The following is a 23,129-nucleotide window of genomic DNA, read 5'->3' on the forward strand; positions in this document are numbered from 1 at the left end:
AGGGGGACGCGTTCCTCTACCCTCGGGGAGGTCATCAACTACCGCATGACATCTGCCCGGTGACGGAGCCCAGATACTGGTCGAGTAGATCGTTGAAGCCTTGCCGTCTTGAAGTTCGCAGGTCGGAGGGGTTGCAATGAACTTCATTTGGACGGCCTCAAGCGTTGTCCAGCACGATCGGCACCTACATGCCGTCTAGGCCGCGACGTCCTTGGCCGCAGGCTTGGGAATGTTCACTTGGCCCATGGCCCGCTCGATCGTGATCTCGATAACCACGCGCTCGGGATCAGTGGACGTTAAGTCCGCTTCTGGTAGCGGCCTCGTCCGGGTTGAGTGAGGAAGCCTTGGCGGGTGAGGCGTCCGAGGCGGCTGCGGGTGATGTTGACGGATGCCTCGTCGGTTGGCATACCGAGGCGTTCGTGCAGCTCACGGGCTCGGAACTCTTGATTGGGATGCTGGTTGAAGGTGTGCACGATGGCCTGGTAGACGGTGTTCGTCTCGGGCGGTGCGGGTTGGCCTGAAGCCGGTGCGAGGTCGGCGATGACCTTCCGGGTGGTGACCAGGTTCGCGAGTCGCGCTTCGGTCTCGGTCAGAGCGGCGGTCAAGTGCTGGATCTGGTCACGCAGTTCGTCGGCACGGGCTGCGGTCTTGTCGTGCTGGGCCTGGAGGTCGGCCAGGAGCTCGAGGACGTTCACGCGGCCAGTCCGAGGGTGTCGCGCCAGGCTGGACTCGGTGTGGTGAGGCGGCGGGCCATGTTCGCGATCGAGGCCCAGTAGACGCGCGAGGTGGACGTGTCGGGCCGGTGATCGTACTCGCGGGCCAGTCTGCGGTGCAGCATCAACGTGCCGTTGACCTGCTCCACGATCCACGTCTTCGGTTGCGGGACGAAGCCTTTGCCCTGGTCGGCCGGGCTGCGGCGGACGACTTCGACGTCGATGTCCAACAACGCGCCGTGGATGAGGACTTCGTCCTTGAAGCCCTGGTCCACCAGTGCCTTCTCCAGACGCATCCCGCACCGCTCGGCGGCCTGGTCGAGCAGGGCGGTGCCGGCCATGTTGTCGTGGGCGGATGCGGCCGGCACGACGACGCCGATGATCAGCCCCAGCACGTCGACGGCCAATCCCCGCTTGCGGCCCGACACCTTCTTGTTGGCGTCCAGCCCCGTCGTGGTCTTCGGGACACCCGCGGCCGCGCGCACGGACTGGGTATCGAGGATCACGAGGGACGGGTCCTCTAATCGCCGGGCCTTCTCCCTCACCTGGCAGCGCAGGAGTTCCTGAATCCGCTGGTCAAGGCCGTCCTGGCGCCACAGGCCGAAGTAGTAGAACACCGCCGACCAGGACGGCAGATCATGCGGCAGGTAGCGCCACTGGCAGCCCGTCCGGTTCTGATAGAAGATCGCGTTCACGACCTCCCGCAGATCGCAGGATCCAGGATCTCCGGTCGCTGACCGCGCCACCCTCTCCTGCTTCCAGGCCGTGATCATCGGCTCGATCAACACCCACTGCTCGTCCGCTAAGTCGCTGGGGTACGGCTCTCGCTCCATGCCCGCATCTCAGCATGCACATGCCCAGCAGATGGCCCGTCCGACGATCAGTACCTCGATCGAGCGATCACGAACCGAGGAAGATCGGACTTAACGTCCACTCAGACCGGCCACCAAGCTACACACGCACGGTCCGTGCCGGGCACCCCTGTGCAGGGCCCGGTGTGATCAGCGGCGGCTGATGCTGCGGACGCTGGCAAGAGTCAGGATTCCGAGGCCGACGAGTGCGGCGGCGGCGCCGATCAGCTCTGCGGTCGCGTGCATGGAACCTCCAAGGGCGGCAACAGGCCGGTTCTGGCGGGGGAACAGGCGGGTTTTTGTCATATAGGCATGCGCATCGCGCCACCTGCGGAATCCGCAGCCGGGGCGCCCCGTGTTTTCACCCGGAGGGCAGAAGCGGGGTGGCAGGTGGTTGAGCACCCGTTCGAACGCCTACGATGGTCTGTCGTGTCCAAACTGACCGACGTGCCCAAACGGATTCTGATCGGGCGCGCACTGCGCAGTGACCGGCTGGGGGAAACGCTCCTGCCGAAGCGCATCGCCCTCCCCGTCTTCGCCTCCGACCCGCTGTCCTCCGTGGCCTACGCACCCGGCGAGGTGCTGCTGGTCCTGTCTATCGCGGGCGTGTCGGCCTACCACTTCAGCCCCTGGATCGCCGTCGCGGTCGTCGTGCTGATGTTCACGGTGGTCGCCTCCTACCGGCAGAACGTCCACGCCTACCCGAGCGGCGGCGGTGACTACGAGGTCGCCAACACCAACCTCGGCCCGAAGGCCGGGCTCACGGTCGCCAGCGCCCTGCTCGTCGACTACGTCCTCACCGTCGCCGTGTCCATCGCCTCCGGCATCGAGAACCTCGGCTCCGCCGTCCCGTTCGTGGTCGAGCACAAGGTGCTCTGCGCGATCGCGGTGATCGTGCTGCTCACGCTGATGAACCTGCGCGGTGTGAAGGAGTCCGGCTCGCTGTTCGCGATCCCGACGTACGTGTTCGTCGCGGGCGTCTTCATCATGATCGCGTGGGGTGCGTTCCGCGGACTGGTCCTCGACGAGACCATGCGGGCGCCGACGGCCGGATACGAGATCAAGGCCGAGCACCAGGGGCTGGCCGGTTTCGCGCTGGTCTTCCTCCTGCTGCGGGCCTTCTCCTCCGGCTGTGCCGCGCTGACCGGCGTCGAGGCGATCTCCAACGGTGTTCCGGCGTTCCGCAAGCCGAAGTCCAAGAACGCGGCGACCACGCTGGCGGCGATGGGCCTGCTGGCCGTCACCATGTTCTGCGGCATCATCGCGCTCGCCATGGTGACCAAGGTCCGTATGGCCGAGAACCCGGCCGTGGACCTGCTGAAGAACGGGGCCGCGATCGGCTCCGACTACGTCCAGAACCCGGTGATCTCGCAGGTCGCCGAGGCCGTCTTCGGCAAGGGCAGCTTCCTGTTCATCGTGCTGGCCGCGGCGACCGCGCTGGTGCTGTTCCTGGCCGCCAACACGGCCTACAACGGCTTCCCGCTGCTGGGCTCGATCCTCGCTCAGGACCGCTACCTGCCGCGCCAGCTGCACACGCGCGGCGACCGTCTCGCGTTCTCCAACGGCATCGTGCTGCTGGCGGGCGCGGCGGGCCTGCTGGTCTGGATCTACGGCGCCGACTCCACCCGCCTCATCCAGCTGTACATCGTCGGCGTGTTCGTGTCCTTCACGCTCAGCCAGACCGGCATGGTCCGGCACTGGAACCGCCACCTGGCCGCCGAGAAGGACCCGGCGAAGCGCAGCCACATGATCCGCTCCCGGGCGATCAACGCGTTCGGCGCCTTCTTCACCGGCCTGGTGCTGGTCGTCGTCCTCGTCACCAAGTTCACGCACGGCGCCTGGGTCGCGCTGCTCGGCATGGTGATCTTCTACGCGACGATGTCGGCCATCCGTAAGCACTACGACCGCGTCGCCGACGAGATCGCGGCCCCCGAGGGACCGAGCGACGACAGCGTCCGCCCGTCCCGGGTGCATTCGGTGGTGCTGATCTCCAAGATCCACCGGCCGACGCTCAGGGCGCTGGCGTACGCCAAGCTGCTGCGCTCGGACACCCTGGAGGCGCTCAGCGTCAACGTCGACCCGGTCGAGACCAAGGCGCTGCGCGAGGAGTGGGAGCGGCGCGGGATCGACGTACCGCTGAAGGTCCTCGACTCGCCGTACCGCGAGATCACCCGGCCCGTCATCGAGTACGTGAAGAGCCTGCGCAAGGAGTCGCCGCGGGACGCGGTGTCCGTGATCATCCCCGAGTACGTGGTCGGCCACTGGTACGAGCATCTGCTGCACAACCAGAGCGCGCTGCGGCTCAAGGGGCGGCTGCTGTTCACGCCGGGGGTCATGGTGACCTCGGTGCCGTACCAGCTCCAGTCCTCGGAGGCGGCGAAGCTCCGCGCCCGCAAGCGGCAGGAGTGGAGCGCGCCGGGTGCGGTGCGGCGGGGGCCGGCGGAGGAGCGGGCGAAGGAGTCGTCGGAGCGGACGTAGACTGGTGGGCTGTTGTTGGGTGGGCGGTCTGTCGGCCCGCCCGGTTCCCTTTGACCTGTCTCACCGATCTGTCTCGCTGACTTGTCTTGTTGGCTTGTCTCGTTGGCTTGTCCCGCCCTTTTCCCCTTGACGTTGTGGAGTCACCCCGCCATGCAGGCAGAACCGAAGAAATCGCTGGTGGGGGAGGAGTACGAGGTCGAGGTCGGCCCCGTCGCCCACGGTGGGCACTGCATCGCCCGTACGTCCGACGGGCAGGTGCTGTTCGTCCGGCACACGCTGCCGGGTGAGCGGGTCGTGGCGCGGGTGACCGAGGGCGAGGAGGGCGCGCGGTTCCTGCGCGCGGACGCGGTCTCGGTGCTCTCGGCGTCCAAGGACCGGGTCGAGGCGCCCTGTCCGTTCGCGGGTCCCGGCCGCTGCGGCGGCTGCGACTGGCAGCACGCCAAGCCGGGGGCACAGCGCCGGCTCAAGGGCGAGGTCGTCGCCGAGCAGCTCAAGCGGCTCGCCGGGCTCACGCCCGAGGAGGCCGGCTGGGACGGCACGGTGCTGCCGGCCGAGGGCGACAAGCTGCCGACGGGACAGGTGCCCGCCTGGCGTACGCGGGTGCAGTACGCGGTGGACGCCGACGGCAACGCCGGGCTCCGCCGGCACCGCTCGCACGAGGTCGAGCCGATCGACCACTGCATGATCGCGGCGCCGGGCGTGACCGAGCTGGGCATCGAGGCGCGTGACTGGTCCGGGATGGCGTCGGTGGAGGCGATCGCGGCGACGGGGTCGCAGGACCGCATGGTCATCCTGGAACCCCGGCCGGGTGCCCGCCTCCCGCTCGTCGAGCTCGACAAGCCCGTGTCCGTCATGCGGGTCGAGGAGAAGGACGGCGGCATCCACCGCGTCCACGGGCGCGCGTTCGTCCGGGAGCGCGCTGACGGTCGTACGCATCGCGTGGGCAGTGGCGGTTTCTGGCAGGTCCATCCGATGGCCGCGGACACCCTGGTCAAGGCCGTCATGCAGGGGCTGCTGCCGCGCAAGGGCGAGATGGCGCTCGACCTCTACTGCGGGGTGGGCCTCTTCGCGGGCGCCCTCGCCGACCGCCTCGGCGAGAAGGGCGCGGTCCTCGGCATCGAGTCCGGCAAGCGGGCCGTCGAGGACGCGCGGCACAACCTCGCCGGCTTCGACCGGGTCCGCATCGAGCAGGGCAAGGTCGAGAGCGTCCTGCCGCGCACGGGCATCACCGAGGTCGACCTGATCGTCCTGGACCCGCCGCGGGCGGGCGCGGGACGCAAGACGGTGGAGCACCTGACGTCGCTGGGGGCCCGCCGCATCGCCTACGTCGCCTGCGACCCGGCCGCGCTGGCCCGGGATCTGGGGTACTTCCGGGACGGGGGGTACCGGGTGCGGACGCTTCGGGTGTTCGATCTGTTTCCGATGACGCATCACATGGAGTGCGTCGCTGTTCTGGAACCCGCTGCAAAGGGGCAGTGACCCGCGGTTCTCGGGTTTGAGTCCCCGCCGTGCCGGAGTCAGTCGGACGTCGGCGGTGTCTTCGGCGCGCGGAACAGGCAGCCGATCGCGGCGGTCAGGACGATGATGCCGGCCGATCGCGACGGCTTCCTGTGTGGCCTCGGCCTGGTCGTCGGGCTTGCGGAGCGGGGCTGTGGACATGAGGAACCTGGCTCAGTCGGTGCCGGGCTGGACGAGCTTGAAGACAAGACGCGCGGCGGTGCGCTGGGCCGCCCGGCGCAGCCGCACCGGTGCCGGAAGGGCTGGGGACGGCGTTGGGGGAGTGGCGGCCAGACGGGGAAACAGTGCCTCGGCGTTGGTGCGGTTGACGGCCTTGAGCGTGCCCGAGTCGACATGGCTGTCGAGGCCGTTGGCGAAGTACTGGCCCGCGGGAGTGGGGGCGAAGGGCCAGTCGCTGCCGAAGAGGATGTGTCCGGGGCGGGCGAAGGCGAGCAGGGTGGGCAGGGCGGCGGGGCTGGAGGACAGGGCGGTGTCGAAGTAGAAGGAGCGGAAGTCGTCCAGCACGTCGAGCGGGCTGCGCCCGGTGTCGCCTGCGATGGTGACGGCCATGCGGTGCGAGGTGTAGGGGACGAAGCCGCCGGCGTGGCTGAGGATGAACCGTATGTCCGGGTAGCGGCGCGGGATGCCGTTGCGGACCAGGAGGTAGGCGGCGCGGGTGGTGTCCAGGAGGAAGTCGGCGGCGAAGGCGGGAATGCCGTCGACGGGAGGAGCGGGCAGCTCCGCCGGGTGCACGAAGACCAGCGCACCGCGGTCGTTCAGGGTGCGCCACAGCCTGTCCTGGCCGTCGGCGCCGAGGTAGGTGCCCCGGTTGTTGGCGAGCAGGGTGACTCCGTCGGCGCGCAGGTCGTCCAGGGCCCGCGCGGCCTCTGCGGCGGAGGCGTCGGCGTCGGGCATGGGCAGGGTGGCGAAGAAGCCGAAACGGCCCGGGTGGTCGGCGGTCAGGGCCGCGGAGTGGTCGTTGAGGCGTCGGGCCAGGTCGGCGGCCTCGCCGGGGTCGGTGAGGAAGCCGGTGCCGGGCGTGGAGACGGAGAGGATCGAGGTGGTGGTGCCCAGCAGGTCCATCAGTTCCAGTGCCGACTCGGGGGTCCAGTCCGGCAGGGCCCGGCCGCCGGCGTCGGCGATTCCGGCCTTGGCGAGCTCCGCCCGGTAGAAGTCGGGCACCACGTGCTGGTGGACGTCGATGCGCTGTGCTGAAGGGGACATGCGACGGGGCCTTTCATGCGGGTCTGCGGGGTACGGCGGGGAAGTCGCGTCATTCCGGCCGCCGACCACGCACTGCCGATCACCTACTGCCGACCGCGCGACGAGCAGGCTATGGGTGTCTGCGCCTCGATGGCGGGATGGCGCGTTGGCGGGTGGGACGGTCGGTCAGACGAAGGACACCGAGACCGAGCCGAGGGCTCCGAAACGGGCCTCCGTCTTCTGTCCGGCGCCGACGAAGGGAGCGGTGGTCATGGCGCCGGGCAGGATCACGTGTCCGGCGTCCAGTCCGGTACCGAAGGCGGCGAGGGTGTTGGCCAGCCAGGCGACCGCGGCGGCCGGGTGGCCCAGGACCTCCTTGCCGCTGCCGGACACCATGTGGTCCCCGTTCACATACAGGTCGACGGTGACCGCCGCGAGGTCGGGCGCGTACTCCATCGGTGTCCAGGAGCCGCAGACCAGTCCCGCGGAGCTGGCGTTGTCCGCGACGGTGTCGACCAGGGTGATCCGCCAGTCGCGGATGCGGCTGTCGACGATCTCCAGTGCGGGAGCGACCGCCTCGGTGGCGGCCAGTACGTCCTCGGTGGTCACGCCGGGGCCGTGCAGCGGCCGGGCGAGGCGGAAGCAGATCTCGGGTTCGACGCGTGGGGCGCAGTAGCGGGCGGCGCGTACGGTGCCGCCGTCGCGGTGGACCATGTCGTCGAGCAGGTGCCCGAAGTCCGGCTCGTGCACGCCGAAGAGCTGCTGCATCGCGGCGGAGGTCAGGCCGACCTTGTGGCCGATCACCGTCGCCCCGGTGGCCAGTCGGCGGGTGATGTTGTCCTGCTGGACGGCGTAGGCGTCGGCGAGATCGAGGCCGGGCAGCGTCGTGGAGAGCGGTTCGATCGGTGTCGTCTGGCGTTCGGCCTCGCGCAGCAGCCGGGCGGCTTCCGTGCGTGGCGTGCCTGGCGGGGTCTTGCCTGGCGGGGTCACGCCTTGCTCCTGGCCGCCATGCGCGTCGCCGCGTCGTAGACCAGCTGGGCGTGCAGTTCGAGCAGCGCCACGAGGTCGACGGCGTCGCCGTTGATCTCCCGGTGGACGAACAGTCCGTCGGCGCCCGCGACGGCGTAGGTCGCCAGTGTGTGGACGGCGTCTTCGTCGAGGCCGGGGAACAGCGTCTGGGTCACCTCGGCGACCTTCGCGTGCGCGATGGCGCGGACCTGGAGGAACACGGTCCGGCCGCGGGGCTCGGTGGGACGTCGTTCCAGGGCGAGCATCAGACCCAGACGGAGGAAGTCGGGGGCATCGATCAGTGACTTCGCCACGTTGCCCGCCATGACGGTGATCCGCTCCAGCGGCGTACCCGTCTCCTCGTCCGGAAGCGTGACCGCGGCCAGCCAGGTGTCGAAGCTGCGTTCGATCACCGCGGCGATCAGGTCGTCCTTGTCCTTGAAGTGCCAGTAGATCGAGCTGGCGGGCAGTCCGCACTTGGCGCTGACCGCCGCGATCGACGTGCCCTCGTAGCCCCGCTCGCCCGCGATCTCCACGGTGGCGTCGAGGATGCGCTGCCGCGACTCCACCCCGTTCGCGCGCTTCTTGCGGGTCGTCTGCGGCCTCGTCATGGCAGGTGCCCCTCCTTGTGCCGTTCGCGCCGTGCCGTTCACGCCGGCTCTTGACCGTCTCCGACGACGAGCCTACCGTAGCAGCCGTTCCAATTGGAATAAGCGTTACAGCAAGAGCCGTGCAGTGCGAGCCGCGCACTGCGGTCTGAGCCGTGCACGATGGACGACAGTGAGGTGGCCTGGTGTGAGTGAGATCAGGGCCGGAACAGAGACTCAGAACAACGACTACGACGTGGCGGTGATCGGTTACGGGCCCACGGGCGTGACTGCCGCGAATCTGCTGGGGGCCATGGGCCTGCGCGTCGTCGTCCTGGAGAGCGACGCGGAGATCTTCAGCCGCGCCAGAGCCATCTCCACCGACGAGGAGGTCATCCGCATCTGGCAGCGGATCGGTCTGGCCGAGCGGCTCAAGCAGGACATGCTGACCGAACGGCCCGTCGACTTCGTCGACGCGAAGGGCCGCCCGTTCCTCAGCGCCCGCCCCACCCCGCGCGGCCACGGCCATCCGCCGCAGCTGTTCATCTACCAGCCCGCTCTGGAGCAGGTCCTGCGCGACGGCGTCGACCGGTACCCCCATGTGCGGGTGCTGCTGCGCCACGAGTGCCTGCGCGTGCGCCAGAACGCGGACGAGGTGGAACTGACGGTGGTCGGCACGGCCGACGACTCCGTTCACCGTCTGCGTGCTTCCTATGTGATCGCGGCCGACGGCGGCTCCAGCCTCACCCGCGCCCAGCTCAACATCGGCTACGAGGGCAGGACGTACGAGGACCGCTGGGTGGTCATCGACACCAAGATGCTCAAGCCCTGGCCGGACCACGACAAGCTGCGCTTCCACTGCGACCCGGCCCGTCCCGCCGTGGACTGTCCGACCCCGCTCGGCCACCACCGGTGGGAGTTCCCGATCCTGCCCGGCGACGACGAGAAGCAGCTGACTACCGACGAGGCCGTGTACCGGCTGGTCGCCCGGTACGGCATCTCCCGCGACAGCGTCGAGATCCTGCGCGCCACCGTCTACAGCCACCATGTCCGCTTCGCCGGCCGCTTCCGCATGGGGCGGGTCTTCCTCGCCGGCGACGCCGCCCACGCCATGCCCCCGTGGATCGGCCAGGGCATGGCCGCCGGCGTGCGCGACGTGGCCAACCTGTGCTGGAAACTCGACGCCGTCCTGCGCGGCGAACTGCCCGAGGCGGTGCTCGACAGCTATGAGGCCGAGCGCAAGCCGCACGTCAAGGAGGTCACCAAGCGGGCGGTGTTCGTCGGCCGGATCATCACCGAACGCCGCCTGCCGATCTCGCGCGTCCGCAACGGCGCCCTGCGCGCCCTGGACCGCATACCGGGCTTCGGCGACTGGATGCAGGACTCGAACTGGATCCCCGTCGCACAGTACGACGCCGGCCTTCAGGCCCGCCCGCGCACCAGGGCGACCGGCCACCAGGTCCCCCAGCCCTGGGTCACCGGCCCCGACGGCACCCGCGTCCGCCTCGACGACGCACTCGGCGGCCGATGGCTCCTCCTGCACGCCGGTACGGCCTCGTCCCAGCCGGCCTGGGACCTGCCGGGAGTCCCTTCCCTGACCGTCACGCCCGTCGGCTCCCGGCCGGCCGAGGGCACGCTCGTCGACAGCGACGGCGTCCTGCTGCCCTGGATGACCAGGCACGGCGCCGCCACGCTCGCCCTGCGCCCCGACGCCTACGTCTACGCAGCGGCTCCCGAAGGCACCCCGCTCCCACCCCCACCCCGCGGTTTCACCCCGTCCACGACCTCCCGCCCGACCGCCTCCGCCGCCCAGTGAGGACACCGGCATCATGACGACCACCCCGACCGGCCTGCCGACGATGCAGGAGACGACGTACGACATCGGCGGGCGGAAGATCTTCGCCGCGGAGACCGGAGACGGCCCGCCCGTCCTGCTGCTGCACGGCGGTGGCCCAGGAGCCTCCGGCGTCTCCAACTACGCCCGCAACATCGCGGAGTTGGCCAAGGAGTACCGGGTCATCGTGCCCGACCTGCCCGGCTACGGACGCAGTACCAAGGGCGTCGACGGCACCGACCCCTTCGGGTACCTGGCCGACGGCATCCGTGGACTGCTCGACGAACTCGGCCTGGAGAAAGCCCACTTGGTCGGCAATTCCTACGGCGGCGCCTGCGCCCTGCGCCTGGCCCTGGACACCCCCGACCGGGTCGAGCGCATGGTCCTCATGGGCCCCGGCGGCATCGGCACCACTCGGGCCCTGCCCACCCCCGGCCTCAACAACCTGCTGAACTACTACACCGGTGACGGGCCTTCGCGGGCGAAGCTGGAGAAGTTCATCCGCAACTATCTCGTCTTCAACGCCGCCGACGTCCCGGAAGCCGCGATCGACGAGCGCTACCGGGCCAGCATCGACCCCGAGGTGATCGCCGCGCCGCCGCTGCGACGGCCTTCGGGCCCCAACGCCCTGCGGACCGTGTGGAAGATGGACTTCACCCGCGATCCCCGGCTGTCCCGGCTGCCCGTGCCCACGCTGGTGCTGTGGGGAGCGAAGGACAAGGTCAACCGGCCGTCCGGGGGCCGGATGCTGGCCGAGCGCATGCCCAACTGCGACCTGTATACGGTCGCCAACACCGGGCACTGGGTCCAGTTCGAGCGCGCCGAGCTGTTCAACAGGCTGTGCGGCGACTTCCTGGCAGGCCGCCGATGAGCACCGGAGCGTCCACCGGCGCCTCCGTCTTCGGAGCCGTCCACCTCGGCTACATCGTCATCGAGACCAACCGCTTCACCGACTGGCGCCGGTTCGGCACGGACGCCATCGGCATGCACCACGACGCCCTCTCCCACGACCTGATGCGCTTTCGCCTGGACGACCAGGAGTGCCGTTTCCTGCTGCGGCGCGGCCCCGCCGAGGACGTCGTCGCCACCGGCTGGCACATCGACGACCACACCGCCTTCGAGCAGATCGAGGCCCGCGTCCGCGCCCACGGCGTGCCCCTCACCGTCGGTACGGATGAGGAGGCCGCGCTGCGGGGCGTCGAACGCCTGCTGCGCTTCCCCGGTCCCAAGGGCATCACCCAGGAGATCTACACCACCCCGGTGACGTCGGCCGAGCCGCTGCGCATGCTTGCCTCCGGGTTCGTGACCGGGGACTCGGGCATGGGACACATCGCGCTGACCTCGACGAAGCCCACGCAGATCCGCGGTTACTTCAACACGGTCTTCGATGCTCGCCTGACCGACTACATCGACGAGACCATCAGCGGCGTCAAACTCAAGATCCGCTTCCTGCGCGTCAACGAACGCCACCACTCCGTCGCCGTCGCCACCACCCGCGGCCTGCCCATCGACCCGATCCGCACCCGCGTGCAGCACCTCAACATCCAGGCCGCGAGCCTCGACGACGTCGCCCAGAGCTACCAGCGCGTGCACGAACTCGGCTTCGACATGGCCCTGTCCGTCGGCCAGCACACCAACGACCGCGAACTCTCGTACTACGCCCGCACCCCGTCGGGCTTCGAGTGGGAAGTGGGCTGGAACCCGATCGTCATCGACGAGAACACCTGGGAACCCACCACCCACCAGGGCATCAGCGTCTGGGGGCATCTCCCCGTCGGCCAGACCATCGTGGACAAGCTCCACCAGTTCCGCGTCGGCGCCCGCTCCCTGGCCCGCTCCGAGAACACGGTGCCCGCGCTGAGCGGCGCGGCAGGGGTGCATTAAGGGTGCGCCGCTGGCAGTTGGCGGCCGCCTTTTACGAATATGTGGGTCTTCGCGGCAACCTTTTCGCTCTCTCGGACCACTCAGTGTTGTCCGGCCATGTGGTCCGGTCAGAGCGACGGTTGAAAGAGAGCACAGACGTACCTGATGAGCGAGAGCCCAGACATGTGCCCAGATCACCAGAGTCATCGGTGGCGTCCCACGCCGGAGGCGGTCGCCCGAAGCATCGTGGCCGTCGGTTGCTGGCGCGTCGGGGGCTCTGGGGAGGTCTCGCCATGGTCGTCGTGGCCGGCTCGGCTGTCGTGGTCAGCCAGGCTTCGGCGGATCAGAAGAAGACCCCGGATCTGAAGAAGTGGTACGTCCTGGTCAACCGCAACAGCGGCAAGGTGCTGGACGACCACGGCTCCGCCAAGAACGACGGCGCGGCGATGGTGCAGTGGAGCCGTAACGGCGGGGCCAACCAGCAGTGGCGGTTCGTCGACTCGGGTGACGGTTACTACCGGCTGCAGAACCGGAGCTCCGGCAAGGTGCTGGACGACCTCGGCTGGTCGAAGACCGCCGGCTCCGCCCTCGTGCAGTGGAGCGACCTGAACGCCGCCAACCAGCAGTTCAAGCTGGCCAAGTCGTCGAACGGCCACGTGCGTCTGGTCAATCGCTTCAGCGGCATGGCTGTCGGCGTCAAGGGCGCCGCCAAGGCCAACGGGCGCAAGATCGTCCAGAATCGCGACCGGGCCGCCGCCAACCAGCAGTGGAAGCTCGTCGAGGCCGGCAGCGTCGGCAACACCGGGAACCCGGGGGGCTCCGGCAGCACGCCCACGGCCGGCGCCGGCGCTCCGGCGAGCCAGGCTCCGAGCAGCGCCCCGACGTCGCCGTCGACGTCTCCGGCCGCCACCAACGGCACGTCGACGAAGAGTTTCATGGGCAGTGACAAGGTGCTCATCGGCGGCTCGATGTCCGAGGCCTCGTTCAACGCCGCGCCGTTCGACGTGCGCTACGCCTACATACACAGCCAGCCCGCGCCCTCGTCGGAGGCCTATACGGCGGCGAAGTGCAAGGCTGAGTGGTCGAGTTGGTGGGGCTGCTGGGGCGGCACCAGCACGGCGCCCGGCAACCAGGTGACCTGGCAGGACGCCGAGGCGGCCAAGGCGACCTACCAGGGCAAGTCGCGACCGCAGAAGTATCTGTGGACCTGGTACTCCCTGCGGGACCTCGGGGACGCGGCGGGCGAGGGCGACGGCCCGGGCGAGGTCAAGGCCATCAACCGGACGGACCTGCTCACCAAGTACCTGAACGACTACCGGTTCTTCCTCCAGAAGATCGGCACGTCGCACGACGCGATCGACCTGGAGCCCGACTTCTGGGGCTTCGCCCGGACGCTCGGTAACCTGCACCAGGTTCCCTCGCAAGTGAAGGCCTCGAATCCGACGGACTGCGGATCGCAGGAGAACAGCGCCTCCGGACTCGCCCAGTGCCTGATCTCGATGGCGCACAAGTACGCGCCGAACACCGCCGTGGGGCTGCACCTCTCCTGCTTCGACTGGGAGACCGACGTCCAGAAGTGCGTCAAGGACTACGCGGACCTCGGGGCGAAGAACGCCGACTTCCTGGCCACCGATGTGTCGGACCGCGACGCGGGCTGGTACGCACAGCCGGCCCACGGCAGCCTCGACAAGTTCTGGAACGACCAGAAGGCCGCCGCCTCGCTGAAGTTCTGGAAGACGATGGCCGAGTCCGTGGGCAAGCCGGTCGTCCTGTGGCAGATCCCCGTGGGCAACATGGCGGGGAACAATACTTCCGGCCACTTCAAGGACGACAAGGTGGACTGGTTCTTCTCGCACATGGACCAGGTGGCGGACGCGCACATCGCCGGCCTGCTGTTCGGTGCGGGGTGGACGGAGCAGACGACGCCCGAGACCGACGGCGGAAACCTGTTCAACAGGACGATCGCCTATCACAACTCGGGTGGTACACCGCTTAAGTAGCGGTACAGCACTCCACTTAAGCAGCTGTACAGCACTCCACACGAAAGGCGCCGCCATCGCTTCGATGGGGGCGCCTTTCGTCGTCTTCGTCGGGCCGTGACGCCTTGAAAATATCTTGCGGCTCAAGGCAACCCTTTGAGTGGGCTGTGACAACTAGGAAGCAGATCTGGCCAGTTCCGGTGGCCGGCATCCGGATTTCCTCCGATGAACAGCGTCCAAGGAGAACAGCTCCCCCATGAACAACCCCACGAACGGCGGGCGCCGCGGGCGTCACCGCCGCCGCTGGACCGCGACCGGTCTGATGCTCGGCGTGCCCGCCGTTCTCGTGCCGTACCTCCTCTACGCACAGGAGGACTCGCAGGCCGCGACGGTCGACTCCAACGCCTACTACCGGCTGGTCTCGGTGCGCAGCGGCAAGGTGCTGGACGTCAACGCGTACTCCACCGCCGACGGCACCCGTATCCAGCAGTGGACCGACCAGAACACCGCCAACCAGCAGTGGAAGCTGAAGGCCGCCGGGGACGGCTACTACGAGCTGGTGAACCGCAACAGCGGCAAGGTGCTGGGCATTGCGGGCGACTCCAGCGATCAGGGGGCCGCCGCCGAGCAGCAGACCGACAGCACGGCCACGTCCCAGGAGTGGCGGATCGACGAGGTGAGCGGTTCCGACGCCGTCACCCTCACCTCCCGCAGGAGCGGCCAGGTCCTGGATGTCTCCGGGGGTTCCACGGCCCAGGGCGCGGCCGTCATCCAGTATCCGGGCCATGGCAGCACCAACCAGCAGTGGAAGCTGGTGAAGACGGCCGAGGCCCAGACCTCCGGGGCCGGCGAGGCACAGACGACGGCTGCGGCAGGACCGTACGTGTGGAAGAACGCCCAGGTGGCGGGCGGGGGTTATGTCACCGGGTTGGTGTTCAACCCGAAGGAGAAGGGTCTGCTGTACGCGCGTACCGACATGGGCGGCGCCTACCGCTGGGACAGCGCGGCCGAGCAGTGGATCCCGCTGACCGACTTCCTCGGTGAGAAGGACTGGAACCTGCTGGGCATCGACTCGCTGGCCACCGACCCCGTCGACCCCAACCGGCTCTACCTCGGCACGGGCACCTACACCAACGACTGGGCCGGCAACGGCGCGATCCTGCGGTCCACCGACCGGGGCCGTACCTTCCAGCGGACCGATCTGCCGTTCAAGCTGGGCGGCAACGAACCGGGCCGCGGGGCGGGCGAGCGGCTCGTGATCGACCCCGCGGACCACTCCACCCTGCTGCTGGGCACTCGCAAGAACGGCCTGTGGCGCAGCACCGACTACGGCGTGACATGGCGTCAGGTCTCCTCGTTCCCCGTCAAGGACGGGGCGAGCAGCGGCGCGGGCATCTCCTTCGTGACGTACGGCAAGGCCGGCAGCAACACGGTGTACGTCGGCGTCAACGACAAGTCCACGTCTCTGTACCGTTCGACCGACGGCGGCAGCAGCTGGCAGGCGGTTTCCGGGCAGCCCACCGGCCAGATGCCGCAGCACGGTGTGGTCTCCGGTGACGGCTCGCTGTACCTGACCTACAGCAACAGCATCGGCCCCATGGACGCGACGGCGGGCTCGGTGTGGAAGTACACGCCGTCGGGCGGCGCGTGGAAGAACGTCTCGCCGTCCAGCGGCAGTTACGGGTTCTCCGGTCTGGCCGTCGACCCGCAGAAGCCCTCCACGGTGATGGTCACCACCCTCGACCGCTGGTGGCCCGAGGACGAGATCTACCGCACCACCGACGGCGGTGCGACCTGGAAGGCGCTGGCCGACAAGTCGCAGCGGGACGCCTCCGGCGCTCCGTACGTCGGCACCCACACCGGGCACTGGATGACCGCGCTGGCCATCGATCCGTTCGACTCCGGGCACGCGCTGTACGGCACCGGCAACGGCATCTGGCGCAGCAAGGACGCGGGCGCCTCCGACAGCGGTGGCACCAGCCACTGGGCCGCCTCCGGGGCCCGCGGCCTTGAGGAGACCTCGCTGGCGGACGCGATCGCCCCGCCCGGCGGCGCCACCGTCATCACCTCCATGGGCGACCAGGGCGGCTTCCGCCACGACTCCCTGACCGAGGTGCCCGGCGGACGGATGGAGAACCCGCTGATGAGCAGCAGCACCGACATCGACTTCGCCCAGTCCGACCCCTCGGTGATGGTCCGTGTCGGGACCGGCGGCGCGCAGGACGGCGCCTACTCCACCGACGGCGGCAGCACCTGGAACGGCTTCGCCGCCGAACCGGTCCCCAGCGCGAACATGGGCCATGTCGCCCTCGCCGCGGACGGCTCCACCATCGTCTGGGCCGAAGCCGGCCAGGCCCCCTACCGCTCGACCGACAAGGGCGCGCACTGGTCGAAGGTCAGCGGCCTGGGCACCGACGCCGTGGTCGTCGCCGACCGCTCCTCGGCCAAGACCTTCTACTCCCTGTCCGACGGCAAGCTCTTCGCCAGCACCGACGGCGGCGCGACCTTCACCGCCCGCGCCACGGGCCTGCCCTCCGGCCGACTCGTGGCCGTTCCCGGCATCGCCGGAGACATGTGGATCGCCGGCGGTGACAAGGGACTGCTGCACTCCACCGACGGCGGCCGCAGCTTCACCACGCTCAGCACGGTGCAGTCCGCCGCCGCCCTCGGCTTCGGCAAGGCCAAGCCGGGCACCGGCTACCAGGCCCTGTATCTGATCGGCACGGTCAAGAACGTCACCGGAGTCTTCCGCTCCACCGACCAGGGCGCCACCTGGACCCGCGTCAACGACGACGCCCACCAGTGGGGCGCCATCGGCAGCCTCGGCGTCATCACCGGCGACCCCGACACGTACGGACGCGTCTACATCGGCACCAACGGCCGCGGCCTCCAGTACGGCGACCCGTCGTCCTGACCCGGACACCCACCCGCAACGGGGCCGCAGGCGAAGCGCCTGCGGCCCCGTTTGCCGTGGACGAAGGGCGGGTCAGCGCTTCAGGGTGAGGATGCCGGGCCGGTACGGCAGGTTGTCGTACGAGGTGTTCGGCGGGGTGTCGGGGGACTTGCCCTGGTAGAGGAACTGGAGGTTGCAGGGGTCGATGGTCATGGTCTGGTCGGGGTTGCTGCGGACCAGGTCACCGTGGCTGATGTCGTTGGTCCAGGTGGCGCCGCTGTTGGCCTTGCCCGCGAACGGGTTGGACTCGGTGGCCGCCTGCGGGGTCCACGGACCGTTCAGGCTGGTGGCGGTGAAGGAGCGGAAGTAGCGCTGCTCGCTCGCACCCCGAGCCTCGACGATCATGAGGTACTGGTTCTGGTCCTTGACCTTGTAGACCTGCGGTGCCTCGAACAGGTTCTTCGTCGTGTCGCTCATGACGGTCGTGTACGAGGAGCCGAAGCTGCCCGGGAAGTTGCCGATCGGCATGGTCGACTTGTAGATCTTGCCGTTGTCACCGGCGAAGAACAGGTACATGTTCTTGTCGTCGGCGATCAGGGTCTGGTCGATCGGGCCGGTGCCGGATTCGCCGCTGGGGATGCTGCCGGTGAACAGCTGCTGCGGCGCGGACCAGCTGCCCGGGTCGGTGGGGTCGCTGGAGGTGCGGTAGTTGAAGGCCCAGCCGCCGCTCCACTGGGACGCCAGCACCCAGATCTTCTTGGGCGCGAAGTAGAACAGCGTGGGCGCCACCGCCTTCTGGCTCATGCCGGTCTGGCGGGCGGACGTCATGTCCGACCAGTTCGTGAGGGGGCTGAACGCCATCGAACCGTAGGCGGATCCCGAGTAGTTCGTCCCGTAGACCAGGTGCTTGCCGTTGTAGGTCGCGGTGGTGAAGTCCTTCAGTGAGGCCCACCCGTTCGCGGGCTGCGCCAGCGCGCCCGTCGAGGTCCACCGGTACGTCGACGGAAGAGCACACGTCTCGCTCTTCGGCGCGGCGGTCGGCTGGAAGGCCCAGCGCTGGTTGGCGCGGCCGCCGTTGGTGTCCCAGATCTGGACGGGAGTGCCGTTGGCGGTCTTGCCGCCGGGGATCTCCAGCGCCCGGCCGCTGGCGACGTTGGTGAGCGTGTAGGAGCCGTCGCTGTTCCGGCCGGCCTTCCAGTGCTGGTGGGCGCCGCCGTTGGCGTCCCAGACCGTCAACTTCGTCCCGTTGGCGGTCTGGCCTGCCGGCTCGTCCAGCACCCGGCCGCTGGCGATGTTGGTCAGGGTGTAGGAGCCGTCGCCGTTCTTGGTGGCCTTCCACTGCTGGTTGGAGGCGCCGCCGGCGTCCCACACCTGGAGCGGGGTGCCGTTGGCGTTCTGTCCCGCGGGCTCGTCGAGCACGCGTCCGGCAGCCGCGTTGGAGAGCGTGTAGACGGTGCCGGAGGTAATATCCCCGGCCTGTGTGCCGCCGCCGGTGCTGCCTCCGCCGCCCGTGCTGCCGGTGCCGCCCAGGGCGGTGAGTACGGCGTTGTAGGCGGGCTTCTTGTTGCCGCTCGCGTCGAACAGCAGGGCGTTCTCACCGGTGCGCCAGGAGTCGCTGTCGCGGATGCCCCACACCGTGATGCCCGTGCAGCGAGCGACGTTCATGCACGCCTGGACGGCGTTGGTGTACGCGGTGGCGGACGCCTGGGCGATGTCGAGCTCGGTGATCTGGACGTCCACACCGAGCGCGGCGAAGTTGGACAGGGTGGTCTGGAAGCTCGCCGGCGGGCCGCTGCTGGCAAAGTGGCTCTGGAGGCCGACGCAGTCGATGGGCACACCGCGCGCCTTGAAGTCCTTGACCATCTTGTAGACGCCCTGGGTCTTGGCGTCGGACCAGTTCTCGATGTTGTAGTCGTTGTAGCAGAGCTTGGCGGCGGGGTCGGCGTCCCGGGCGGTGCGGAAGGCCTCCTCGATGAAGCCGTTGCCGAGCACGTCCTGGAAGACCGAGCTGCGGTGCTGGCCGCTGCCGCCGTCGGCGAAGGCCTCGTTGACCACGTCCCAGGCGTAGATCTTGCCCTTGTAGTGGGTCATCTCCTGGGTGATGTGGTTCTTCATCACCGTGCGCAGGGTGCCCGCGTCGGTGATGGACTTGACCCAGCCGGGCAGTTGGGAGTGCCAGACCAGGGTGTGGCCGCGCAGGCGCTGGCCGTGCGCGGAGGCGTGGCTGACGATCGAGTCGGCGGCGGCGAAGGTGAACGACCCGCGGGAGGGCTCGATGGCGTCCCACTTCATCTCGTTCTCCGGGGTGATCATCTTGAATTCCCGGTCGAGGATCGCGGAGTACGTGGAGTCGCCGAGCCTGCTCGCGGCCACTGCCGTGCCGAAGTAACGGCTGCTGCCGGCCGCCGCGTCGGCGGCCGTGGCCGGTGCGGCGGTCTCCGGCGAGAGTGCGGCCAGGGCGACCAGCGGTACGGCGGCACCCGCGGCGGCGAGAACCACGGCGGCGGCGATCACGCGGCGGGTCGCCGGACGGCGGCGATGAGGGTGGTTCTGATCTGACAACGGTATGTCCTTCACGGCACAGCGGGCCTTGATCGGGCCCCGGTACCTGTCAGTTGCCGCCACGCACACAAAGGTTGCCGTGATAAAGAGTGGAATTTTCACGGCCGTCGCCAGGCGAAGGACTTCCGACGTACGCCGCGTTCACCGGGTCGCGGCGAATCCTCCCCGGACCGATGCGGCGCCGCCCGAACTCCGCGCGTCGACGCGGTAGCCGTCGCCCGTGGCACTGCGGGCGCCGGTGCCGTTGTTGAACTGGGCGGCGAACTCATGGCTCCCGGCCGGCACGGTCAGGCCCGGCTTGAGGACCCAGCGGTAGACCAGCGTGCCGCCGGTCTCCTGGACGGTGACGGTGAAGTCACCGCCCGGCAGGGTCTGCCAGGTGCCGGTGTTCTTCGCCCCGCCGGTCTGGACGATCCGGATCTCGACCGTGAGCGAGGTGAGCGGCTGGGTCGTCTTGAGGACGAGGTTGCTCTGCGTCCAGTAGACGGTGCTCTTCGGATCCAGCGAGCCGGCCGACCACAGCGGCCCGTTCCGGCTCTCGTCGGCGGCCGGCGAGGGGCTGGTGGCCGACGGAGTCGGGCGCGCGCTGCCCGGGGTGGTGACCGGGGCCGGTGCGACAGGGGTGGGGCGGGCCGATGCCGGCTGCGGGGAGCCGACGGTCGGGGACGGGGTGGCGGGCGTGGTCACGGAGGGCGACGGCGATGGCGACGAGGTGGCCACGATGGCGGCGACGGCGAGGCCGCCGGTCGCCAGGATGCCGGTGGCGGCGAGCCCGGCGAGGGCGACCCTGGTCCCGGACCTCGCGAACGGTCGCGCGCGGTGACGGACGGCGGGGCCGGCCATGCCGCGTTCCATCCGGGCCAGCATCCGCGCACGGTCGGGCCGGTGAGCCTCGGCGGCCTCGCGCAGCCGACGGTCGATGTCCTCGTTCACCGGTTCCTCCTCCCTGACACCAGGTTCCCGACCGCGCTTGCGCCAAGGATCCTTTCCAGCTCAGCCATTCCCTTCGAGGTCTGGCTCTTCACGGTTCCGACCGATATGCCCAGTGCCGCCGCCGTGTCCTTCTCCGACAGGTCGAAGGCGTGCCGCAGCACCACGCAGGCGCGCTTGCGGAAGGGCAGCCGGGCGAGCGCGGCGCGGACGTCGAGTACGGCCGCCATGTCCGGCCCCTCCACCGTCTCGGGGTCGCGGGACCAGAACTGCGTGATCCGGCGTCGCTCCCGCACCGCGTTGCGGATCCGTCCGCGCGCCAGGTTGGCCACCACACCCCGGGCGTAGGCGAGCGGGTGGTCGGCCTGCCGCAACCGGTCCCAGCGCTGCCACAGGGCGAGCAGGGCATCCGCCGCGAGGTCGTCCGCCGCATCGGTCTCGCCGGTCAGGAGGTGTGCCAGACGAGCGAGCTCGGCATAGTGGCGTTCGAAGAATTCGTGGAACTCCGCGGACGCGTCTTCGAGGACCATCCCCCGGTCGCCCTCTCCAAGCCATGAAGTGCGCATTGGTTGCGCGTTCAACAACAGGGGCCGCAGCCTAACAGCGCCCTGAGGCCGCTGGGTCTTCGGGTGCGGCGGAGAGAGGTCAGGGAGTCTTCCTGGCGCGATCGACGAGCTGGCGGGCGATGACGCCACGCAGGATCTCGTTGGTGCCCTCGCCGACGATCATCAACGGGGCGTCGCGGAAGTAGCGTTCGACGTCGAACTCGGTGGAGTAGCCGTAACCGCCGTGGATGCGGACGGCGTTGAGGGCGATCTTCATGGCGGTCTCGGAGGCGAAGAGCTTGGCCATGCCGGCTTCCATGTCGGCGCGGCGGCCGGAGTCGTAGGTGCGGGCGGCGTGCAGGACGAGCTGGCGGGCCGCTTCCAGTTCGGTGGCCATGTCGGCCAGGTAGTTCCCGATGGACTGGTGCTGCCAGATGGGCTTGCCGAAGGTGTGGCGCTCCTGGGCGTAGCGCAGGGCGTCGTCGAGGGCGGCCCGGCCGACGCCGAGGGCGCGGGAGGCGACCTGGATGCGGCCGACCTCCAGGCCGCGCATCATCTGCGCGAAGCCTCGGCCTTCCGCCGTGCCCAGCAGGGAGTTCCGGGGGACGCGGAAGTCGTCGAAGGCCAACTCGCAGGCCTCTACGCCCTTGTAGCCGAGCTTGGGCAGGTCGCGGGAGACCGTAAAGCCGGGTCCCTTCTCGACGAGCAGGATGCTGATGCCCCGGTGGGCGGGTTCGGCGGCCGGGTCGGTGCGGCACAGCAGGGCGACCAGGCCGGAGTGGCGGGCGTTGGAGATCCACGTCTTGGAGCCGTTGACGACGTAGGTGTCGCCCTCGGGGCGGGCGGTGGTGCGCAGGGCCTGGAGGTCCGAGCCGCCGCCGGGTTCGGTCAGGGCCATCGTGGCGCGGAGTTCGCCCGTGGCCATCCGGGGCAGATAGCGGTCCTTCTGCTCCTGGGTGCCGTGTTCCAGGAGGAGTTTGGCGACCACGGTGTGACCGCCCATGGCACCCGCCAGGCTCATCCAGCCGCGGGCGAGCTCGGCGGTGACGGCGGCGTAGCAGGGGGTGCTGACGGCCGCCTCGCCCCAGGGCTCGGGGACAGCGAGGCCGTACACGCCCATCTTCTTCATCTGGTCGATGAGTTGACCGGGGTAGGTGTTGGCGTGCTCCAGTTCCCGCACCACCGGTCTGACCTCCTGGTCCACCCAGTGCCGTACGAGCTCGACGATCGCCGTTTCGTCCTCGGACAGGGACCAGGACCGGCCGGGCAGCGACGAGTCAGGCATCAGGGATTCAGGCATCAGGGGTGCTCTTTCGGTCGAGGGCTTCCGCTTCCATCGCCGGCCGGCGGTCCGGCGAGGCGGCCCAGAGGGTGGTCCGGCGGCCGTCGCGGCGGCCGTTGACGGTGAAGGCGTCGGGCAGGAAGAGCGGGGAGCGCGCCTTGTAGCGGAACGAGCTGACCGAGCTGAACGAGCCGAGCGGGAGGGCCTGTTCGGCGGCCAGGTCCAGCAACAGCGTTGCCAGCAGCGGGCCGTGGATGACGAGGTCGGGGTAACCCTCGACCGTACGGCAGTAGTCGGCGTCGTAGTGGATGCGGTGGCCGTTGAAGGTGAGCGCCGAGTACCGGAACAGGGCGGTGCTGTCGAGGTGCCAGGTGCGGCTGAACTCCGCGTCGGTGGGCGCTGGTTGGCCGTCGATCACGGCGGGGCCCATGGGCAGTTCGCGGTAGACGATGGTCTGGGTCTCCGACACCGCTGTCGCTCCGGCCACTTGGATGTCGTGGTCGACGGTGACGAAGTAGAGCCGTCCTGTGCGTCCCTGCTTCTCGGTGACGGAGCGGATGGTCGTGGTGCGGGTCGCCGTGGTTCCCAGGGGGAGGGGGGCGTGGAAGGTGAGTTCGCCGCCGGCCCACATTCTGCGGGGGAGCGGTACCGGTGGCATGGTGACGCCGAGTGCGGGGTGGCCGTCGGTGCCGAGGCTCGTGGCGCGTACGAGATCGTGGAAGTAGAGCCAGTGCCAGGCGGGCGGGAGGGTGTCCCCGGCCTTGAAGTCCGGGTCGCGGTCGAGGGTGACGGCCATGCGGTTCGCCTGCTCGGGGTCCAGGAAGGCCGTGGTGGTGCGGCCGCCGCCGATCCAGTCCTGCCAGTCGTCCATGACCTCATGATGAGCGCGCATTTTGCATGCTGT

The 23,129-nt window shown here is 69.4% G+C and carries 17 protein-coding genes; 7 read left to right on the plus strand and 10 right to left on the minus strand.

All coding sequences use genetic code 11. The features are described from left to right. Nucleotides 1-296: 296 nt before the first annotated feature. Together ABZ928_RS00660 and ABZ928_RS00665 are read right to left on the minus strand one after the other, a co-directional pair. Nucleotides 297-695: a hypothetical protein gene (locus tag ABZ928_RS00660; RefSeq protein ID WP_361514197.1), complete on the minus strand. Its 399-nt coding sequence runs from the start codon at nucleotides 693-695 to the stop codon at nucleotides 297-299. Continuing rightward, nucleotides 692-1,546: an IS5 family transposase gene (locus tag ABZ928_RS00665; protein ID WP_361514199.1), complete on the minus strand. Its 855-nt coding sequence runs from the start codon at nucleotides 1,544-1,546 to the stop codon at nucleotides 692-694. The genes ABZ928_RS00660 and ABZ928_RS00665 overlap by 4 nt, the downstream gene beginning before the upstream one ends. Nucleotides 1,547-1,993: 447 nt before the next feature. On the opposite strand from ABZ928_RS00665, the gene ABZ928_RS00670 reads away from it, so the two are divergent. After that, the gene (locus ABZ928_RS00670; protein WP_361514201.1) at nucleotides 1,994-4,042 is read left to right on the plus strand and encodes an APC family permease; all 2,049 of its coding nucleotides are present in this window, start codon (nucleotides 1,994-1,996) and stop codon (nucleotides 4,040-4,042) included. 150 nt (nucleotides 4,043-4,192) lie between these two features. Further along, a complete protein-coding gene (locus tag ABZ928_RS00675) occupies nucleotides 4,193-5,521 on the plus strand; it encodes a class I SAM-dependent RNA methyltransferase (protein WP_361514203.1) in 1,329 nt (442 codons plus the stop codon). A gap of 192 nt (nucleotides 5,522-5,713) precedes the next feature. Here the strand turns inward: ABZ928_RS00675 and ABZ928_RS00680 are convergent, their stop codons facing one another. The 3 genes from ABZ928_RS00680 to ABZ928_RS00690 all read right to left on the minus strand — a co-directional run bounded on the left by ABZ928_RS00680 (nucleotide 5,714) and on the right by ABZ928_RS00690 (nucleotide 8,361). Beyond that, on the minus strand, nucleotides 5,714-6,763 hold the full coding sequence (locus ABZ928_RS00680) for an amidohydrolase family protein (protein ID WP_361514205.1): 1,050 nt from the start codon (nucleotides 6,761-6,763) through the stop codon (nucleotides 5,714-5,716). A 165-nt stretch (nucleotides 6,764-6,928) separates the two neighbouring features. After that, nucleotides 6,929-7,732 carry a fumarylacetoacetate hydrolase family protein gene (locus tag ABZ928_RS00685; RefSeq protein ID WP_361514207.1) on the minus strand — a complete coding sequence of 268 codons (804 nt, stop codon included), beginning with the start codon at nucleotides 7,730-7,732 and terminating at the stop codon, nucleotides 6,929-6,931. Beyond that, nucleotides 7,729-8,361, minus strand: a complete 633-nt coding sequence (locus ABZ928_RS00690) for a TetR/AcrR family transcriptional regulator (RefSeq protein ID WP_361514209.1) — start codon at nucleotides 8,359-8,361, stop codon at nucleotides 7,729-7,731. The genes ABZ928_RS00685 and ABZ928_RS00690 overlap by 4 nt, the downstream gene beginning before the upstream one ends. A gap of 184 nt (nucleotides 8,362-8,545) precedes the next feature. Here ABZ928_RS00690 and ABZ928_RS00695 point away from each other — a divergent pair, with 184 nt between their 5' ends. The 5 genes from ABZ928_RS00695 (at nucleotide 8,546) to ABZ928_RS00715 (ending at nucleotide 16,927) form a co-directional block, all read left to right on the plus strand. Then, the gene (locus ABZ928_RS00695; RefSeq protein WP_361514211.1) at nucleotides 8,546-10,153 is read left to right on the plus strand and encodes a bifunctional 3-(3-hydroxy-phenyl)propionate/3-hydroxycinnamic acid hydroxylase; all 1,608 of its coding nucleotides are present in this window, start codon (nucleotides 8,546-8,548) and stop codon (nucleotides 10,151-10,153) included. A gap of 13 nt (nucleotides 10,154-10,166) precedes the next feature. Further along, complete coding sequence (locus ABZ928_RS00700) at nucleotides 10,167-11,042, plus strand: alpha/beta hydrolase (protein WP_361514213.1); 876 nt, start codon at nucleotides 10,167-10,169, stop codon at nucleotides 11,040-11,042. After that, complete coding sequence (locus ABZ928_RS00705; RefSeq protein ID WP_361514215.1) at nucleotides 11,039-12,055, plus strand: VOC family protein; 1,017 nt, start codon at nucleotides 11,039-11,041, stop codon at nucleotides 12,053-12,055. The genes ABZ928_RS00700 and ABZ928_RS00705 overlap by 4 nt, the downstream gene beginning before the upstream one ends. A gap of 272 nt (nucleotides 12,056-12,327) precedes the next feature. Further along, nucleotides 12,328-14,034: an RICIN domain-containing protein gene (locus tag ABZ928_RS00710; protein ID WP_361514217.1), complete on the plus strand. Its 1,707-nt coding sequence runs from the start codon at nucleotides 12,328-12,330 to the stop codon at nucleotides 14,032-14,034. 235 nt (nucleotides 14,035-14,269) lie between these two features. Further along, complete coding sequence (locus ABZ928_RS00715) at nucleotides 14,270-16,927, plus strand: RICIN domain-containing protein (RefSeq protein ID WP_361514219.1); 2,658 nt, start codon at nucleotides 14,270-14,272, stop codon at nucleotides 16,925-16,927. Between the two features lie 72 nt (nucleotides 16,928-16,999). On the opposite strand, the gene ABZ928_RS00720 is transcribed toward ABZ928_RS00715, so the two are convergent. The 5 genes from ABZ928_RS00720 to ABZ928_RS00740 all read right to left on the minus strand — a co-directional run bounded on the left by ABZ928_RS00720 (nucleotide 17,000) and on the right by ABZ928_RS00740 (nucleotide 23,096). Then, nucleotides 17,000-19,420 carry a non-reducing end alpha-L-arabinofuranosidase family hydrolase gene (locus ABZ928_RS00720; protein WP_361514899.1) on the minus strand — a complete coding sequence of 807 codons (2,421 nt, stop codon included), beginning with the start codon at nucleotides 19,418-19,420 and terminating at the stop codon, nucleotides 17,000-17,002. 189 nt (nucleotides 19,421-19,609) lie between these two features. After that, on the minus strand, nucleotides 19,610-20,401 hold the full coding sequence (locus ABZ928_RS00725; RefSeq protein ID WP_361514221.1) for a hypothetical protein: 792 nt from the start codon (nucleotides 20,399-20,401) through the stop codon (nucleotides 19,610-19,612). Then, complete coding sequence (locus ABZ928_RS00730) at nucleotides 20,398-20,928, minus strand: SigE family RNA polymerase sigma factor (protein WP_361514223.1); 531 nt, start codon at nucleotides 20,926-20,928, stop codon at nucleotides 20,398-20,400. The genes ABZ928_RS00725 and ABZ928_RS00730 overlap by 4 nt, the downstream gene beginning before the upstream one ends. 115 nt (nucleotides 20,929-21,043) lie before the next feature. Next, on the minus strand, nucleotides 21,044-22,243 hold the full coding sequence (locus ABZ928_RS00735; RefSeq protein ID WP_361514225.1) for an acyl-CoA dehydrogenase family protein: 1,200 nt from the start codon (nucleotides 22,241-22,243) through the stop codon (nucleotides 21,044-21,046). Then, nucleotides 22,236-23,096 (minus strand): MaoC family dehydratase N-terminal domain-containing protein, encoded by an 861-nt coding sequence (locus tag ABZ928_RS00740; protein WP_361514227.1) that lies wholly within the window; start codon nucleotides 23,094-23,096, stop codon nucleotides 22,236-22,238. The genes ABZ928_RS00735 and ABZ928_RS00740 overlap by 8 nt, the downstream gene beginning before the upstream one ends. Nucleotides 23,097-23,129 lie beyond the last annotated feature (33 nt).

The organism is Streptomyces sp. NPDC046909, from assembly GCF_040644695.1.
GTDB lineage: Bacteria > Actinomycetota > Actinomycetes > Streptomycetales > Streptomycetaceae > Streptomyces.